Source organism: Streptomyces sp. NPDC001108, assembly GCF_053598535.1.
In genome coordinates, this window is the sequence record NZ_JBSFKL010000009.1 from 14,768 (window position 1) to 31,710 (window position 16,943).

Below are 16,943 nucleotides of genomic sequence, written 5' to 3' on the forward strand. Positions count from 1 at the left end.
TGAACCCCGGGAGAGAGCCGCTCAGGCCCCGCGTACGCCTCCCTGGGCCCGGAGACGGCCGTACAACCCCGGCGGGCGGTCAGCGGGGTGGTGCGGGGGCCGGGAGGCGTTCGCCGCCCAGTTCCACCGCCGCGCAGCGCCAGCGGAGATCGCTGCCCTGCTCCAGGCGGAAGGCCATGGCCCGTACCTGCTCGCCCGCGGCGATGCTGGCGCACGCCTCCACCACCCCGGGGGCCGGCTGGGCGCCGTGGCACATGCGGACGACGGGGCGCGCCCCGCGGGCGCGGAGCGGGGTGTGCGGGGCCAGCTCGGCCAGCTGGTCGTACGCCTCGCCGATGGTGTGCCCGAGCATCCAGTGCACCGGGCGCCGGCCGCTGAGGACCGCGAGAAGGCGCTCGGCGAACCAGTCGTGCGGGCGTAAACGCCGGGTCGGCCGGGTCCGCTGCGGCGGTACGACGGGCCTGCGCTGGTCGTGGCGGCCGCCGGGCCGGGTCCTGTTCGTGCTCATGATGATCGCCCCCGTGCTTCGGAGCCCGGATGGATACCGGGCGGTAACTTCTGCTGGGGACCTTGTATGGCGACGGCGGGCCGGTCACAAGCCGCGTCGGCGTACCGGGGCCGCCCGGGAGGGATCACCTATCCGGGTGATGCGCTCGGGCCGGGCGGAGCGCGGGGCGGGTGCGGGAAGGGTGAGGGGCGGTCGCTGGGTGGACGGGGCGACCGTGGTGCGGGTGACTCCGAAGGGGGACGTCGCACGTATCCTGAGGGCGTTTCCGACTACGAAAGCGGCCCGGCCATGCGCGTGTACGTCCCCCTGACCCTGTCCGGTCTCGCAGCGGCGCACGGGGCGGGCGAGATCGGCCCCGGCCCGCTCACCGCCTACGCGGTGACCCCCGCACTGCGCGAGTGGTACGTCTCGGACGACATCGAGGAACTGGAATACGCGGCGCTCAACCGGGCCGCCTCCGCCTCGCTGCGCATGATCGCGCAGCACCCGGACGCGGTCCGCAGGCGCGTCGTCGTGGCCGTCGAGGTGCCGGACGGCTCGGCCGTCGCCGACCCGGACCACGCCTTCGACCCGTCCTCGCTCGGCGAGGTGCGGATCGCCGCGCCCGTGGCGCTCGCCCGGGCCGCCGCGGTGCACGTCGACGCGGACGACGCGACGAAGGACGTCACGGCGGCGGCCGCGGCGCTCGGCGCGGCGGACCTCGGGGACGACGACGCGCAGTTCGTCGTGGACGGCGCCGAGGACCACGAACTGCTGTGGTTCGGCATCCAGGAGATCCCGAACCTGATCGGCTGAGCATCCGGGCGGGTCCGGCCGGGCCGACGGGTCCGGCGGCTCCGGAGTGCCCGAGGAGCGGCGGGACCGCCCCGGGCGCGGCCCGATGCCCCGGACCCGTCCCCGTCGCACGCCCGTGGGGCGGTGGTTCGGCCGACCCTCGAACGGATGTCGTACCCGACGGGTATTTTTCTCCCCATGGGGACGCACGGGAATCACCGCACGCATCTGGTCTGGGACTGGAACGGCACGCTGTTCGACGACAACGTCGCGGTCGTCGGTGCGACGAACGCCGCGTTCGGTGAGGTCGGGCTGGAGCCGATCACGCTGGAGCAGTACCGCGAGATGTACTGCATACCGATTCCGCGCTTCTACGAGCGGCTGATGGGCCGGATGCCCACGGACGCCGAGTGGGAGCGGATGGACGTGATCTTCCACCGGTACTACACCGAGCAGCGGGGCGCCTGCGGGCTGACCGAGGGGGCCGAGGAGCTGCTCGCGCAGTGGCGGCTGGCCGGGCGCAGCCAGTCCCTCCTGAGCATGTACACGCACGACGACCTGGTTCCCGTGGTGCGGGGGTACGGCATCGAGAGCCACTTCCTGCGGGTCGACGGGCGCACCGGCCCGTCCGGCGGCAGCAAGGCCCGCCACATGGAGCGGCACATCGCCGCGCTGGACGGGATATCCCCCGAGCGCACGGTGGTCATCGGCGACGCCGTGGACGACGCCGTGGCCGCCGCCCATGTCGGGGCCAGGGCCGTCCTGTACACGGGCGGGTCGCACAGCAGGGCCAGCCTGGAGGCGGCCGGGGTGCCGGTGGTGGACAGTCTGGCCGAGGCCGCGCGGCTCGCCCAGGAGCTGGCCGGGTAGGGCCGGGCGGGGCCGCCCCGCCCGGACGCCGGGGGATTCAGTCGGTGACCGGGGCCTTGGTGCGCAGCACCTTCAGGAACTCGCGCATCCACGCCGAGTGGTCCGGCCAGGCCCGGGAGGAGACCAGCGTGCCGTCGACGACCGCCTCGTGGTCCTCGAAGGCGGCGCCCGCCGTCTGCATGTCGGGTTCCAGCGCCGGATAGGCGGTGACCCGCCGCCCGGCCAGCGCGCCGACCGCGGCCGTCATCAGCGGGCCGTGGCAGATCTGGGCCACCGGCCGGTCCGAGTCGAAGAACGCCTTGACGATCTTGCGGAGCTCCCCGTCGTTGCGCAGGTACTCCGGCGCCCGGCCGCCCGGCACGACCAGCGCCACGTACTCCCCGGGGTCCACCTCGGAGAAGGCCAGGTCGGCGGGCCAGGTGTAGCCGGGCTTCTCGGTGTACGTGTCGAAGCCGGGCTCGAAGTCGTGGACCACGAACCGGAGGGTCTTGCGGGCCGGGGCGGCGATGTGGACGTCGTACCCCTCCTCGCGCAGCCGCTGGTAGGGGTAGAGGACTTCCAGCGACTCGGCGGCGTCGCCGGTGACGATCAGGATCTTCGGTGCCATGACGGGGCTCCCGCGGTTCGTCGGCCTGGTGCGCGTACCCATGCGTACCCGCAGAGGTACCTACGTGTACCCAGAGTGCGGTACCGCGCCTCCGCGCGCTGTCCAGAGTGTCAAAGTTCCGCCGCATCTTTTTACACAAACGGCTCGTGACGGTCACCGGGGCGGGCGATATAGCCTGGACCCGTGATCAGCGCGATATGCCTCGGGGGCATCGAAGCCCCCGGCCTGCGCCCGGAGTGCCACCGCACCCGGGCCGTCGCTGATTCCCGCCACACGGACCGACTGTCAAAAATGGCCAATATGGTCCCGGGCGTCTCTCATAGCGACATAGCGTCGATCCCGAACGGATACCCCGTGTCGTGGCGGTACGTCGCTTTTCTCACCTACGTCACGCAACGGCGCGCGACAGGAGTCAGAGGACATGCAGACCAAGCTGGACGAAGCCAAGGCCGAGCTGCTCGAACGGGCCGCCAAGGTAGCTGACAACAGTCCGGGTGGTGGTGTCGGCGGGCCGGGCGGAACTTCCCCGGTCCGTGTCGCGGGCACCGGGGACGCGCAGGACCGCCCCGGGCGGGACGTGCTCCTCTCCTACCTCCAGCGCTACTACCTGCACACGGCTCCCGAGGACATCACGGGCCGTGACCCGGTGGACGTCTTCGGTGCCGCCTCGTCCCACTACCGCCTCGCCGAGACGCGCCCGCAGGGCACGGCGAACGTCCGGGCCCACACCCCGACGGTCGAGGAGAACGGCTGGACGTGCAGCCACACGGTCGTCGAGGTCGTCACCGACGACATGCCGTTCCTGGTCGACTCCGTCACCAACGAGCTGTCCCGGCAGGGGCGCGGCATCCACGTCGTGATCCACCCGCAGGTCGTCGTCCGCCGTGACGTCACCGGCAAGCTCATCGAGGTCCTCACCGAGGGCGAGGGCGTCACCGCGAGCCGTATGGGCGCCAAGGACGCGAAGGCCCGGCTGCCGCACGACGCGCTCGTCGAGTCCTGGATCCACGTCGAGATCGACCGCGAGACCGACCGCGCCGACCTCCAGCAGATCGCCGCCGACCTGCTCCGCGTCCTGTCCGACGTACGGGAGACCGTCGAGGACTGGGAGAAGATGCGCGAGGCCGCGCTGCGCATCGCCGACGACCTGCCCGGCGAGCCGCTCGACGGCCTCGGCGACGACGAGGTCAACGAGGCCCGCGAGCTGCTGCGCTGGCTCGCCGCCGACCACTTCACCTTCCTCGGCTACCGCGAGTACGAGCTGAAGGACACCGACGCGCTGGCCGCCGTCCCCGGCACCGGCCTCGGCATCCTGCGCTCCGACCCGCACCACAGCGTCGACGAGGCCCACCCGGTCAGCCCCTCCTTCGACCGGCTGCCCGCCGACGCCCGCGCCAAGGCCCGCGAGCGCAAGCTGCTCGTCCTCACCAAGGCCAACAGCCGCTCCACCGTCCACCGCCCCAGCTACCTCGACTACGTCGGGGTGAAGAAGTTCGACGCCGAGGGCAACGTCATCGGCGAGCGCCGCTTCCTCGGGCTGTTCTCCTCCGCCGCCTACACCGAGTCCGTGCGCCGGGTGCCCGTCATCCGCCGCAAGGTCGCCGAGGTGCTGGAGGGCGCGGGCTTCTCGCCCAACAGCCACGACGGCCGCGACCTGCTCCAGATCCTGGAGACCTACCCCCGCGACGAGCTCTTCCAGACCCCCGTCGACCAGCTGCGCTCCGTCGTCACCTCGGTGCTCTACCTCCAGGAGCGCCGCCGGCTGCGGCTCTACCTGCGCCAGGACGAGTACGGCCGCTACTACTCCGCGATCGTCTACCTGCCGCGCGACCGGTACACCACCGGCGTGCGCCTGCGCCTGATCGACATCCTGAAGGAGGAGCTCGGCGGCACCAGCGTCGACTTCACCGCCTGGAACACCGAATCGATTCTCTCCCGGCTGCACTTCGTCGTCCGGGTCGCCCCCGGCACCGAGCTGCCCGACCTCACCGACGCCGAGGCCGACCGCATCGAGGCCCGGCTCGTCGAGGCCGCCCGCTCCTGGGCCGACGGCTTCCAGGAGGCGCTGGGCGCCGAGTGCGGCGAGGAGCGCGCCGCCGAGCTGCTCCGCCAGTACGGCCACTCCTTCTCCGAGGGCTACAAGGCCGACCACTCCCCGCGTGCCGCCGTCGCCGACCTGGTCCACCTCGAAGCGCTCAAGAAGGACGGGAAGGACTTCGCCCTCAGCCTGTACGAGCCGGTCGGCGCGGGCCCCGGCGAGCGCCGCTTCAAGATCTACCGGACCGGCGAGCAGGTCTCCCTCTCCGCCGTGCTCCCGGCCCTCCAGCGGCTCGGCGTCGAGGTCGTCGACGAGCGCCCGTACGAGCTGCGCTGCGCGGACCGCACGCACGCCTGGATCTACGACTTCGGGCTGCGGATGCCGCAGGCCGTCGGCAACGGCAGCTACCTCGCCGACGACGCCCGCGACCGCTTCCAGGACGCCTTTGCCGCCGTATGGACCGGCGAGGCCGAGAACGACGGCTTCAACACGCTGGTGCTCGGCGCCGGGCTGACCTGGCGCCAGGCGATGGTGCTGCGCGCCTACGCGAAGTACCTGCGCCAGGCCGGCTCCACGTTCAGCCAGGACTACATGGAGAGCACGCTCCGCAACAACGTGCACACCACCCGGCTGCTGGTCTCGCTCTTCGAGGCCCGGATGTCCCCGGAGCGGCAGAGCGCCGGCACCGAGCTGACCGACGGCCTCCTGGAGGAGCTGGACGGCGCGCTGGACCAGGTCGCCTCGCTCGACGAGGACCGCATCCTGCGCTCCTTCCTCACCGTCATCAAGGCCACCCTGCGCACCAACTTCTTCCAGCTGGGCGAGGACGGCACGCCGCACGGCTACGTCTCGATGAAGTTCGACCCGCAGTCCATCCCGGACCTCCCGGCGCCCCGCCCGGCCTTCGAGATCTGGGTCTACTCGCCGCGCGTCGAGGGCGTCCACCTGCGCTTCGGCAAGGTCGCCCGAGGCGGTCTGCGCTGGTCCGACCGGCGCGAGGACTTCCGTACCGAGATCCTCGGCCTGGTCAAGGCGCAGATGGTGAAGAACACCGTCATCGTGCCGGTCGGCGCCAAGGGCGGCTTCGTCGCCAAGCAGCTCCCGGACCCGGCCGTCGACCGCGACGCCTGGATGGCCGAGGGCATCGCCTCGTACCGCACCTTCATCTCGGCGCTCCTCGACATCACCGACAACATGGTGGCCGGCGAGGTCGTCCCGCCCAAGGACGTCGTCCGGCACGACGAGGACGACACCTACCTGGTCGTCGCAGCCGACAAGGGCACCGCGAAGTTCTCCGACATCGCCAACGAGGTCGCCGTCGGCTACGGCTTCTGGCTCGGCGACGCCTTCGCCTCCGGCGGCTCCGCCGGCTACGACCACAAGGGCATGGGCATCACCGCCCGGGGCGCCTGGGAGTCCGTCAAGCGGCACTTCCGCGAGCTGGGACACGACACCCAGACCGAGGACTTCACCGTCGTCGGCGTCGGCGACATGTCCGGTGACGTGTTCGGCAACGGCATGCTGCTCTCCGAGCACATCCGCCTGGTCGCCGCCTTCGACCACCGGCACATCTTCCTCGACCCCACCCCGGACGCCGCCACCTCCTACGCCGAGCGGCGCCGCCTCTTCGAGCTTCCCCGCAGCTCCTGGGCCGACTACGACAAGGACCTGCTCTCCGCGGGCGGCGGCATCCACCCGCGTACCGCCAAGTCGATCCCGGTCAACGCGCACATCCGCGAGGCGCTCGGCATCGAGCCGGGAGTCACCAAGATGACCCCCGCCGACCTGATGCAGACCATCCTCAAGGCCCCCGTGGACCTGCTGTGGAACGGCGGCATCGGTACGTACATCAAGTCCTCCGCCGAGTCGAACGCCGACGTCGGCGACAAGGGCAACGACGCGATCCGCGTCAACGGCGAGGACCTGCGGGCCAAGGTCGTCGGCGAGGGCGGCAACCTCGGCGCCACCCAGCTCGGCCGGATCGAGTTCGCCCGCGGCGGCGGCCGGATCAACACCGACGCGATCGACAACAGCGCCGGCGTGGACACCTCCGACCACGAGGTGAACATCAAGATCCTGCTCAACGGCCTGGTCCGGGACGGCGACATGACCGTCAAGCAGCGCAACAAGCTGCTCGCCGACATGACCGACGAGATCGGCCGCCTGGTGCTGCGCAACAACTACGCGCAGAACGTGGCGCTCGCCAACGGCACCTTCGAGTCCTCCTCGCTGCTCCACGCCCACCAGCGCTTCATGCGCCGCCTGGGCCGGGACGGCGACCTCGACCGCGGCCTGGAGTTCCTGCCCAACGACCGGCAGATCCGCGAGCTGCTCAACGGCGGCAAGGGGCTCAGCCAGCCCGAGCTGGCCGTGCTCCTCGCCTACACGAAGATCACCGTGGCCCGCGACCTGATCCGGACCAGCCTGCCGGACGACCCGCGCCTCCAGCAGCTGCTGCACGCCTACTTCCCGGCACAACTGCGCGAGCAGTTCCCCGAGGCGGTCGACGGGCACGCGCTGCGCCGCGAGATCATCACCACCGTCCTGGTCAACGACACGGTGAACAGCGGCGGTTCGACCTTCCTGCACCGGCTGCGGGAGGAGACCGGCGCCTCGATCGAGGAGATCGTCCGGGCGCAGTTCGCGGCCCGCGAGATCTTCGGCCTCGGCCGGGTCTGGGACGCCGTCGAGGCGCTCGACAACAAGGTCGCCGCCGACGTCCAGACCCGCATCCGGCTGCACTCCCGCCGGCTCGTCGAGCGCGGTACGCGCTGGCTGCTCGGCAACCGGCCGCAGCCGCTGGAGATCGCCGAGACGGTCGACTTCTTCCGGGCGGGCGTCGAACAGGTCTGGGGCGAGCTGCCCAAGATGCTGAAGGGCGCCGACCTGGACTGGTACCAGTCGATCCTGGACGAGCTCGGCGAGGCGGGCGTCCCGGACGAGCTGGCCCAGCGGGTCGCCGGATTCTCCTCCGCCTTCCCGGCGCTGGACGTCGTGGCGATCGCGGACCGCACGGGGAAGGACCCGCTGGCCGTCGCCGAGGTGTACTACGACCTCGCGGACCGGCTGGGCATCACCCAGCTGATGGACCGGATCATCGAGCTGCCGCGGTCCGACCGCTGGCAGTCCATGGCCCGCGCCTCCATCCGCGAGGACCTGTACGCCGCGCACGCCGCGCTCACCGCGGACGTGCTGTCGGTCGGCAACGGCACCTCGACGCCCGAGGAGCGGTTCGAGGACTGGGAGGAGAAGAACGCGGCGATCCTGACCCGGTCGCGCTCCACCCTGGAGGAGATCCGCAGCTCGGACGCGTTCGACCTGGCGAACCTGTCGGTCGCGATGCGGACGATGCGCACGCTGCTCCGTACGCACGCCTGATCCCGTGCGGAGGGGCGGTCACCGGTCTCCGGTGGCCGCCCCTCCGGCGTTCCCGGGCGGGGCCGGCGCGAACGGTGCGGGTCCGGCCGTCGGATCAGCTCCGTGGAGAGGGATCTCCTCATACCCGGCGGTACGTGGGGGTGTACCCGGACGGGCGTGGCCGGGTCGCCGCCTCGATCCGGCCCACGGCGGCCGCCACCGGATCCGGCAGCCACCCGGTGAACTCCCGCAGGCCGGTCCCTCCGAGCCCCTCCCGGCACACCTCGGCCACCTCGCGGGCGGACGGGCGGTCCTCGGGCCGGGCGGCCAGGCAGCCCACCAGCAGCTCCCGCAGCGGCGAGGGGTGGTGGCCCAGCTCCGGGGGCTCGAGGTCGGTGCCCGCGATCCGGATGGCGAGGGCGAGGCCCTGGCCCCGCCCGTACGGATGGAGCCCGGTGGCGGCTTCGGCGGCCAGCAGCCCGAGGGCGAACACGTCGGACGCGGGCGTGAGCGACTGCCCCAGGGCGTGTTCGGGCGACATGTGGGAGGGGCTGCCGACCAGCCGTCCCGCCGTGGTGAGGGTCGGGTTGTCGGTCGCCCGCGCGATCCCGAAGTCGAGGAGCCAGGGGCCGCTCGCGGCGAGCAGCAGGTTGCCGGGCTTGACGTCCCGGTGGATGACCCCGGCGGCGTGGACGGCGTCCAGCGCGGTGGCGAGGCAGCCGGTCAGTCTCAGGACCGCGGCCGTGGGCAGCGGGCCGTGCGCGGCCAGCACCGCGTTGAGCGGGAGGCCGGGGACGTAGTGGGTGGCCAGCCAGGGTCGTTCGCCGTCCGCGTCGTGGTCGACCACCGCCACCAGGTGGTGGCCGGAGACCCGGCGGGAGGCGGCCACCTCGCGGGCGAACCGGGTCCGGAAGTCCGCCTGGCGCGCGTGGTCCCGGCGGATCACCTTCAGGGCGACGGGGTGGCCGCCCCGGGTGTGCGAGAGGTAGACGGTGCCCATGCCGCCCTCGCCCACCCGGCCCCGCAGGACGTAGCCCGCGACCTCCCGGGGGTCGTCCGCCCGCAGCGGCCCGGGTATCCCGTCCTGCATCTCTTCCCCCGAACTCCTCGGCCGCGCGGCCCCGTCCGCCCGGCGCCGGGTTCCGCCGCCGAACTCGGCCTGTGCGCGGGGCTGTTGCGCGGCAGCGGAGTCTACCGTTTGGCCGGGCTCTTCTTCGTGCCGGAGGTGAACCGCTCGTACGCCGCGACGACCTCGTCCGCCGGGCCGTCCATCCGCAGGGTGCCCGCCTCCAGCCAGATCGCCCGGTCGCAGGTCTCGGTGATCGACTTGTTGCTGTGGCTGACGAGGAAGACCGTGCCGGCCTCCTCGCGGAGTTCGGCGATCCGTTCCTTGCTGCGCCGCTGGAAGCGGGCGTCGCCGGTGGAGAGCGCCTCGTCGATCAGCAGGACGTCGTGGCTCTTGGCGGCGGCGATGGAGAACCGCAGCCGGGCGCCCATGCCGGAGGAGTACGTGCGCATCGGCAGGGTGATGAAGTCGCCCTTCTCGTTGATGCCGGAGAACTCGACGATGCCCTGGTAGCGCTCCTGGACCTGGGCCCTGGTCATGCCCATCGCGAGACCGCCGAGCACCACGTTGCGTTCGCCGGTCAGGTCGCTCATCAGCGCCGCGTTGACCCCGAGCAGCGAGGGCTGGCCCTGGGTGTGGACCCCGCCCCGGGTCGCGGGCAGCAGTCCGGCGATGGCCTTGAGCAGGGTCGACTTGCCCGAGCCGTTGGAGCCGATCAGCCCGATGGCCTCGCCCCGGTACGCGGCGAAGCTGACGCCCTTCACGGCGTGCACCTCACGCACCCCCGGGACCTGGCGGCGCGAGACGATCCGGCTGAGCGCGGAGGTCGCGCTGCCCCGCCCGGTCCGGGCGCCGTTGACCCGGTACGTGATGTGGACGTCGTCCACCACGACGGTGGGGATCCGGGGGTCGTTCGTCGTCTCAGCCACGTCCGTACCGCTCCTCCGCCTGCCAGAAGTACACGAATCCGCCGATGCCGCAGACCAGCGCCCAGCCGGTGGCGACCGCCCAGACGTGCGGCGGGAGATGGCTCGCGTCGAAGCTGTCGATGAGCGCGAACCGCATCAGGTCGATGAAGACGGCGGCCGGATTGCACTCCAGGACCATCACCACGGCGTGCGGGACGCGGTCCCCCCGGAGCATCCCGTCCACGCTCCACATGACGCCCGAGGCGTACATCCAGGTCCGCAGGACGAACGGCATGAGCTGGGCGATGTCCGGGGTCCGGGCGGCCAGCCGCGCCACGACCATGGAGACCCCGGTGTTGAACAGCGCCTGGAGGAACAGCGCCGGAACGGCGAGCAGCCAGGACGGCCGGGGGAACTGCCCGAAGCCGATCAGGATCGCCACCAGCGCGGCGAGCGAGAACATCAGTTGCTGGAGCTGTTGCAGGGCCAGCGCGATGGGCAGCGAGGCGCGCGGGAAGTGCAGCGCCCGTACGAGGCCCAGGTTGCCGCTGATCGCCCGGGTGCCCGCGGTGATGGAGCTGCTGGTGAAGGTCCAGATGAAGACGCCGGTGACCAGGAACGGCACGAAGTCCTCGACGTCGCGCTTGGTGTTCATCAGCACGCCGAAGATGAAGTAGTAGACCGTCGCGTTGAGCAGCGGGGTCATGATCTGCCAGATCTGGCCGAGCTTCGCCTGGCTGTACTGGGCGGTCAGCTTGGCGGTGGCGAACGCCGTGATGAAGTGCCGACGCCCCCACAACTGCCGTACGTACAGGGGTAGTGAGGGGCGGGCGCCGCTCGTCGTGAGGCCGTGCCGGGCGGCGAGCGCGGCCAGCTCGCCGGGCGCGTACACCGGCGGCGGGGTCGGTACGGGACTGTCGGCGGGCGGGGCCGCCGGGGCTGCTGTCTGGCTCACCACGATCGCTTCCGAGGAAAGGGGTGGGGTGGGGGAGGGAGACACTTCGACGGGACGGGACCGTATCGTCGTAACGCTGAGGGTAGGACGTGGCTACGTCGCAACGCAACCGTTCCGTCGTCACGGACTATGATTTCCGGCATGACCACCGACCCGCGCCCCCGCCGCCGCGCCCCCGCCGGAGCCGCCGTCCTGCGCGAGGACGTCACCGACGCGATCCGCCGAGCCGTCTTCGAGGAACTGGCCGCGGTGGGGTTCGCCCGGATGTCGATGGAGGGGATCGCCCGGCGGGCGGGCGTCGGCAAGACCGCCGTGTACCGCCGCTGGAAGTCCAAGCTGGCGCTCGTCCTCGACCTGGTCTCGGCCGTCGCCGTCCAGGGCATGCCCGCCCCGGCGACCGGCTCGCTCCACGGGGACGTCCGGGCCGTGCTCGAACTCGCCGCGTACGCCCTGCGCCACCCGGTCGCCTCGCAGGTCATCCCGGACCTGCTGGTCGAGGCGGCCCGCAATCCGGAGATCGCCGACACCATCAAGGCCGCCCTGCTCGACCCGCAGCAGGGCATCGCCGCGGTGGTCGTCCGGGACGCCGTGGCCCGGGGCGAGCTGCCCGGGGGCAGCGACCCCGACCGGGCGCTGGACCTGATCGTCGGCCCGCTCTACTGGCGGCTCGCCGTCGTCCGCACTCCGCTCCCCGCGGGCTACCTCGACGAACTGGCCACCGCCGCCGTCGCCGCCCTGCGGAGCTGACCGCCCCGCTCCACCGGGACTTCGGTGAGGCAGACCGGTGAAGGAACGCGGCCGTTCAGGTCGTGCCGCCGTGCCGTCGCCGCCGCCTCGCCCGGATGTGGGCGCGCCGTGCCTACGTTGCGATCATGACACTTCCCCGTACACGCCTTGCGGGCGCGGCGCTGGCGGTCTCCGCCGCGCTGTTCCTCACGCCCTCGGCCCCTGCCTTCGCGACCGATCCGGCGACCGCACGACAGGCCGGGTCGCGGACCTTCGTCTTCACCGGAGCCCCGGAGTCGTTCACCGTCCCCGCGGACGTCTGCTCGCTGTCCGTCACCGCGTACGGAGCGGCCGGCGGGACCGGCCAGTACAACGTGCCGGGCGGCGGCGGTGCCGAGGTGGCCGCCACCCTGGACGTGACGCCGGGGCAGGTGCTCACCGTCGACGTCGGGGGCGCGGGCCACGGCGGGGACGACCCCCTGGCACCCACCCTGGGCGGCTACGGCGGCGGCGGCACGGGCGGCGCCTACCGGGTGGACGGCGAGATCAGAGGGATCGCCGCCGGCGGCGGGGGCGGCCGCACGGTCATCAGCAGCGGGGCGGTCCCGCTGATCGTGGCGGGCGGCGGAGGCGGCGGAGGCGGGTCCTTCTTCTCCTCGGCCATCGGCGGCGGAAGCGGCGGCAGGACCGGTCAGCCCGGCACCGGACTGCCCGGGGACGACGAGGGCAAGCCCGGCAGGTCCGGCGGCGAGGGCGGCCAGGGCGGCATCAACGTCCCGAGGCCCGATCCGAACGGCCAGAACGGCTCGCCGGCCGTGGGGCCGGTCGGCGGACGCGGCGGCGACAACACCGGCGACCCGCACGGCGGCGTGGGCGGCGGAGGCGGCGGCGGGGCGACCGGAGGGGGTGGCGGGGCCGCGTCCCCGACCGACCACAACAGCGGGGCCGGCGGCGGCGGGGGGTCCAGCACCGGGCCCGCGAACGCCACCTTCGTCACCGGGGCCCGCCGGGGCGACGGCGAGGCCGTCCTCCAGTGGCAGCCCTGCCCCGTCCCGCCCGGCCGGCTGACCGTCACGAAGACCGACGAGGAGACCGGGAAGCGGCTGCCGGGCGCGGTCTTCCAGCTGTGGCGGGAGACCAACGGCATCGACGGGCTCCAGACCACGGGCCCCGACCCCGACACCCGGACCGGCGGCGCCTGCGCCACCGACGCACAGGGCCGGTGCACCTTCGGCGACCTGGAGCCGGGGACGTTCTACCTGCAGGAGACCGCCGTCCCCGAGGGGTACGAGCTGCCCCGGAACCCCGTCACCGGCCCCCTGGAGCTGACCGCGACCCACCCCGAGCTCGCCACCACCGTCACCAACACCCGGCCCGAACCCTGTGAGGGCAAGAGCTGCAAGTGACCCCGGCCCGGTCCGGGAGGCGCCCGCCTCCCGGACCGGACCGCCGTCTACTCGGCCAGCAGCCGGTCCGCCACCCGGGCCGCCGCCGAACCGTCGTCCAGATCGCAGAAGTCCCGGCGGAAACTCCCGTACGCCGCCGCGTGGCGCGCCGCCGACGCGTCCAGCGCGCCCCGGTCCCGCAGCAGCGCGGCGATCTCCGCGGTACTGGCGAGCAGCGGGCCCGGCGCCCGCTCCTCGAAGTCCAGGCAGAAACCGCGCACCGTGTCGCGGTAGTGCGCCAGATCGCTGGTGTGGAAGACCATCGGGCGGCCGGTGAGCGCGAAGTCGAAGACCAGGCCCGAGTAGTCCGTGATCAGCACGTCGGCGATCAGCAGCAGCTCCGCGGTGTCCGGATGCGCCGACACGTCGAGGACGTCCGGCCGCTCGGGCACGCTCCCGACCACCCGGGGGTGGCGGCGCACCAGCACCGTGTGGACGCCGCCGACGTGGCGCGCCAGCACGGCCGGGTCCAGCGCCGGGGCCCAGCGGTAGTGGGGCCGCCCGCCCGGCCCCGGGCCGGGGTGGATCAGCTGGTCGCGGTAGGTCGGCGCGTACAGCACCACCCGGCGGCCGTCCGGGATGCCCAGCCTGCGCCGCACCCGCTTCGCGATCCGGTCGCGGTCGGCCGAGAAGAGCAGGTCGTTGGCGGGGGAACCGGCCTCCAGCACCTCGCCCCGGTAGCCGAGCGCGCGCCGCAGCAGCCCGGTGGCATGGCTGCTGGGGGAGACCAGGACCGACCACTGGGCCGAGCGGTGCGCCAGGGTGGCGAGCTCCAGATGGTCGGCGTACGGGGTGCCGGCCAGATCCGTGCCGAAGCGGCCGAGCGGTGCGCCGTGCCAGGTCTGCACCACGGTCTGACCCGGCCGCCGCTCGAACCACTCGGGCAGCTGGTCGGCGGTGACGATGCGGCGGCACCGCGCCAGCGCCTCGTACCAGGCGGTGCTGTGCTCGACGACGGGGACGGCGGTCGGCGGGACGTTTCTGTGCACGCCGTCGGTGACCCAGAGCTGTTCCGAGGCCACGCCCCGGCGCAGCAGCTCGGCATGGACGGCGCGCGGGGAGTCGCCGCCCGTGTACAGCACCGCGTCCCGCATCGGCATCGCGCGCCGCGACGGGTAGTGGCGCCCGCGCAGCTCCGCCCCCCGGTACGCGCCCCGGTCGCCCGGCGCCAGCACCGGCCCGGCCCGCACCGCCAGCCGGTCGCCCGCACACCGGTCCAGGGCGAACTCCCGCCCCGGCACCAGCGCCCCCGCCACCGGCCCGCTCCGGCGCAGCGGCAGCCGGGCGGCGAGCGAGGTGAGCACCCGCACCGGCCGCCCGCCCAGCGCCGCCTCCCAGTGCCCCTCGCGCAGCCCGGCCGCCACCGAGGGCGCGAGGAACGCGGTGAACCGGCGCCCGCCACCGCCCCCGTCCCGCGCCTCCCCGTGGGTGACCGGCACCGACACCGTCTCCCGCAGCACCGCGTGCCGCAGGACCAGCCGGTCCGGCCCCTCCTCCTGACGTAACCCGGTCCCGGCACCGGTCACGCCCTCCACCCGCAGCGCCCCGTCCGGCGTCCACACGGCGGCGTCCACGAACGGCTGCCCGCTCAGGTCCAGCACCAGCTCGCCCACCGCGTCCGCCACCACCGGCGGCGCCGACTCCGGGGCCGCCGCGAGCGGCACCCGCGCCCCGTCGGCCAGCACCAGCCGGGCCCGCCACCGCCCGAAGGGCTCCGGCTCCACCTCGCGCGGCGCCCGGTGCGGGGCCGGGGGCACGGCCGCCATCCCGGCCAGATCGGCGAGCGGGACGCGCACCGTGAAACGGCCGTCCGGGCGGCACTCCACCGGGTGGCCGAACTCCTGGTCCTCCACCCCCTCGCAGCTCAGCACGAGGGCCGTGGGCCGGTTGTCCCCGTACAGCCGGCCGGTCAGCTCCAGGTCGCGGCCGAAGCGGTGGTACTCGCACCGGGCGGGCAACTGGGCCAGGGTCAGCCGGAGCCGCCCGTCCGGGTGGTCGAGCACCGCCCGCCGTCCGTCGCCCAGGTCGTGGACGAGCGGCAGGCCCGTCGCCGGCCCGGCCGCGCGCACCGCCACCCGGCGGGCCGTGCCCTGAGCGGCCACCATCATCCCCACCAGCCAGCCACCCGGCCGCAGCCGGCGCGGATCGACCGTCATCTCGAAGCCCGCGTGCTGGTAGCCGTGCACCTGCTGGCCCGAGTCGACGGTCGCCTCCGGGGCGGGCACCCCGCGCACCGGCACCGTCCGCAGCTGCTGCCCCCGGGTCGCCCGCACCATCCCCACCCGCATCGACTGGCGCGGCGAGGCGGCCGGCAGATTGCGGATGTACGCGTAGCCGCGCAGCCGCAGCTTCCCGTCCTCGCTCCACCGCGCCTCCGACAGCCGCGCCACCGCCGGGAGGTCGGCCCGGGTCAGCCGGGCGGTGTCCGGGACGGCCGGGAAGACGGCCTGCCGCCGGCCCGGCACCCCGCCGACCGTGAACGTCCCGGCCCCGTTGCCCCGTTCGAAGGCGAGCAGCTCCAGCAGATCCGGCAGCCGCCGCTCCTTCACGAGCTGCCACTTGACCCTCAGCTCCACCGGCAGCTCGTGCGCCACGCTCCGGTCCGCGCGGCCCGCCCCGTCCATCCGCTCCATCCGGTCCAGGAACGCCCCGGCCCCCGCCATGAACGCCTGCCGGTACCCCGCCCCGCCCAGCGGCAGCTCCTCCAGGAGACAGGCGAAGTCGTCGCGCAGGCACGAGAGGTCGTAGCGGCGCCGGGCCGCCGCGTTCGCCACCCCGCCCCGGCCCGCCAGGAACGCGCTGACCTGCTCGCACGCCGCGATCCTGTCCCGTACGTCGGGCGCGTCGGTGCGCCGCCGCACCGTCCGGCCCTCCCGGAGCCACCAGTAGTGGACGTGCTCGTGCAGCACGTCCACCGCACCGGCCAGATAGTGCGCCGGGATGATCACCGGGGGGTCCTCGTGGGACCGGCCCTCCGGGAAGGCGAAGCCGTGCCGGTCCCAGAACGAGCGGCGGAACACCTTGTTCCAGGACGGGCGGTCGGCGAGCAGCCTCGGCTCCCGCCCGATGTGGGTCCGGGCCCGGCTGTCGGTCATCCAGCGGTACGGGCGGGCCTGCCGGCGCCCCTGCTCGGTCAGCCACCACACATTGCCGGTCGCCAGGTCGGACCCGGTCGACTCCAGTGAGGCCAGCATCCGCGCGTAGGCGTCGTGCACCACGATCCCGTCGCCCCCGGCGAACGCCAGGTACGGCACGCCCGGCGTGGTGAACCGCACCCCCGTGTTGCGGGCCGCGCCCGGACCGCCGCCGGGATGGCAGATCCGGCGGAAGCGCCGGTCACGGGCGGCGAACCCCTCGGCGACCGCCGTGCCGCGCTCCGTCGCGCCGTCGTCCACCACGACCACCTCGATGTCCGTGACCGACTGTTCGGCCACCGAACGCAGGCAGTCCTCCAGGTGGTCCGCGTGGTGGTGGACCGGGACGACGACACTGAGGCGCGGTTTCATGCACGGACAACACGGGCGAACGCCCCGGGTCACCGGCACTGACCCGAACGGGTGACGGCGCGAAAGGCGCGAGGTTGCCGCGCGACCGCGCCCGGCCGATGCGCCCCGAGGCGTCGAGGGCCACGTCACCCGTGCGCCATGGCGGTGGTGGGGGCGCACGGAGCCGGTCCGGGGCGGCAACCG

General features: G+C 73.5%; 11 protein-coding genes. 5 read left to right on the top strand and 6 right to left on the bottom strand.

Features of this window, described 5'->3' with window-relative positions:
• Positions 1–79: 79 nt before the first annotated feature.
• Positions 80–508 (bottom strand): Rv3235 family protein, encoded by a 429-nt coding sequence (locus ACWC97_RS20655; RefSeq protein ID WP_352273640.1) that lies wholly within the window; start codon positions 506–508, stop codon positions 80–82.
• Between the two features lie 288 nt (positions 509–796).
• On the opposite strand from ACWC97_RS20655, the gene ACWC97_RS20660 reads away from it, so the two are divergent.
• Entirely contained in the window at positions 797–1,303 is a 507-nt protein-coding gene (locus tag ACWC97_RS20660; protein ID WP_385209653.1) for a DUF6912 family protein, read from the top strand.
• Positions 1,304–1,480: 177 nt separating this feature from the next.
• Positions 1,481–2,152: an HAD family hydrolase gene (locus tag ACWC97_RS20665; RefSeq protein ID WP_352273642.1), complete on the top strand. Its 672-nt coding sequence runs from the start codon at positions 1,481–1,483 to the stop codon at positions 2,150–2,152.
• Positions 2,153–2,189: 37 nt separating this feature from the next.
• Here ACWC97_RS20665 and ACWC97_RS20670 read toward each other — a convergent pair whose 3' ends face one another.
• Positions 2,190–2,759 (bottom strand): DJ-1/PfpI family protein, encoded by a 570-nt coding sequence (locus ACWC97_RS20670; protein ID WP_352273643.1) that lies wholly within the window; start codon positions 2,757–2,759, stop codon positions 2,190–2,192.
• A 421-nt stretch (positions 2,760–3,180) separates the two neighbouring features.
• Here ACWC97_RS20670 and ACWC97_RS20675 point away from each other — a divergent pair, with 421 nt between their 5' ends.
• Positions 3,181–8,175, top strand: a complete 4,995-nt coding sequence (locus ACWC97_RS20675; protein WP_450650769.1) for an NAD-glutamate dehydrogenase — start codon at positions 3,181–3,183, stop codon at positions 8,173–8,175.
• A gap of 118 nt (positions 8,176–8,293) precedes the next feature.
• On the opposite strand, the gene ACWC97_RS20680 is transcribed toward ACWC97_RS20675, so the two are convergent.
• The 3 genes from ACWC97_RS20680 to ACWC97_RS20690 all read right to left on the bottom strand — a co-directional run bounded on the left by ACWC97_RS20680 (position 8,294) and on the right by ACWC97_RS20690 (position 11,086).
• Positions 8,294–9,244, bottom strand: a complete 951-nt coding sequence (locus ACWC97_RS20680) for a serine/threonine-protein kinase (protein WP_450650771.1) — start codon at positions 9,242–9,244, stop codon at positions 8,294–8,296.
• Between the two features lie 101 nt (positions 9,245–9,345).
• A complete protein-coding gene (locus ACWC97_RS20685; RefSeq protein ID WP_450650773.1) occupies positions 9,346–10,149 on the bottom strand; it encodes an ABC transporter ATP-binding protein in 804 nt (267 codons plus the stop codon).
• Positions 10,142–11,086: an ABC transporter permease gene (locus tag ACWC97_RS20690; RefSeq protein WP_450650775.1), complete on the bottom strand. Its 945-nt coding sequence runs from the start codon at positions 11,084–11,086 to the stop codon at positions 10,142–10,144. Before ACWC97_RS20690 ends, ACWC97_RS20685 begins: the two co-directional genes overlap by 8 nt.
• A gap of 138 nt (positions 11,087–11,224) precedes the next feature.
• On the opposite strand from ACWC97_RS20690, the gene ACWC97_RS20695 reads away from it, so the two are divergent.
• Both ACWC97_RS20695 and ACWC97_RS20700 read left to right on the top strand, forming a co-directional pair.
• Positions 11,225–11,830, top strand: a complete 606-nt coding sequence (locus ACWC97_RS20695) for a TetR/AcrR family transcriptional regulator (RefSeq protein WP_450650777.1) — start codon at positions 11,225–11,227, stop codon at positions 11,828–11,830.
• Between the two features lie 125 nt (positions 11,831–11,955).
• Positions 11,956–13,215, top strand: a complete 1,260-nt coding sequence (locus ACWC97_RS20700; protein WP_450650779.1) for a prealbumin-like fold domain-containing protein — start codon at positions 11,956–11,958, stop codon at positions 13,213–13,215.
• 47 nt (positions 13,216–13,262) lie between these two features.
• Here ACWC97_RS20700 and ACWC97_RS20705 read toward each other — a convergent pair whose 3' ends face one another.
• Positions 13,263–16,760, bottom strand: coding sequence for a CDP-glycerol glycerophosphotransferase family protein (locus tag ACWC97_RS20705; RefSeq protein WP_450650780.1), 3,498 nt, complete (start codon positions 16,758–16,760; stop codon positions 13,263–13,265).
• Between the last annotated feature and the right edge of the window lie 183 nt (positions 16,761–16,943).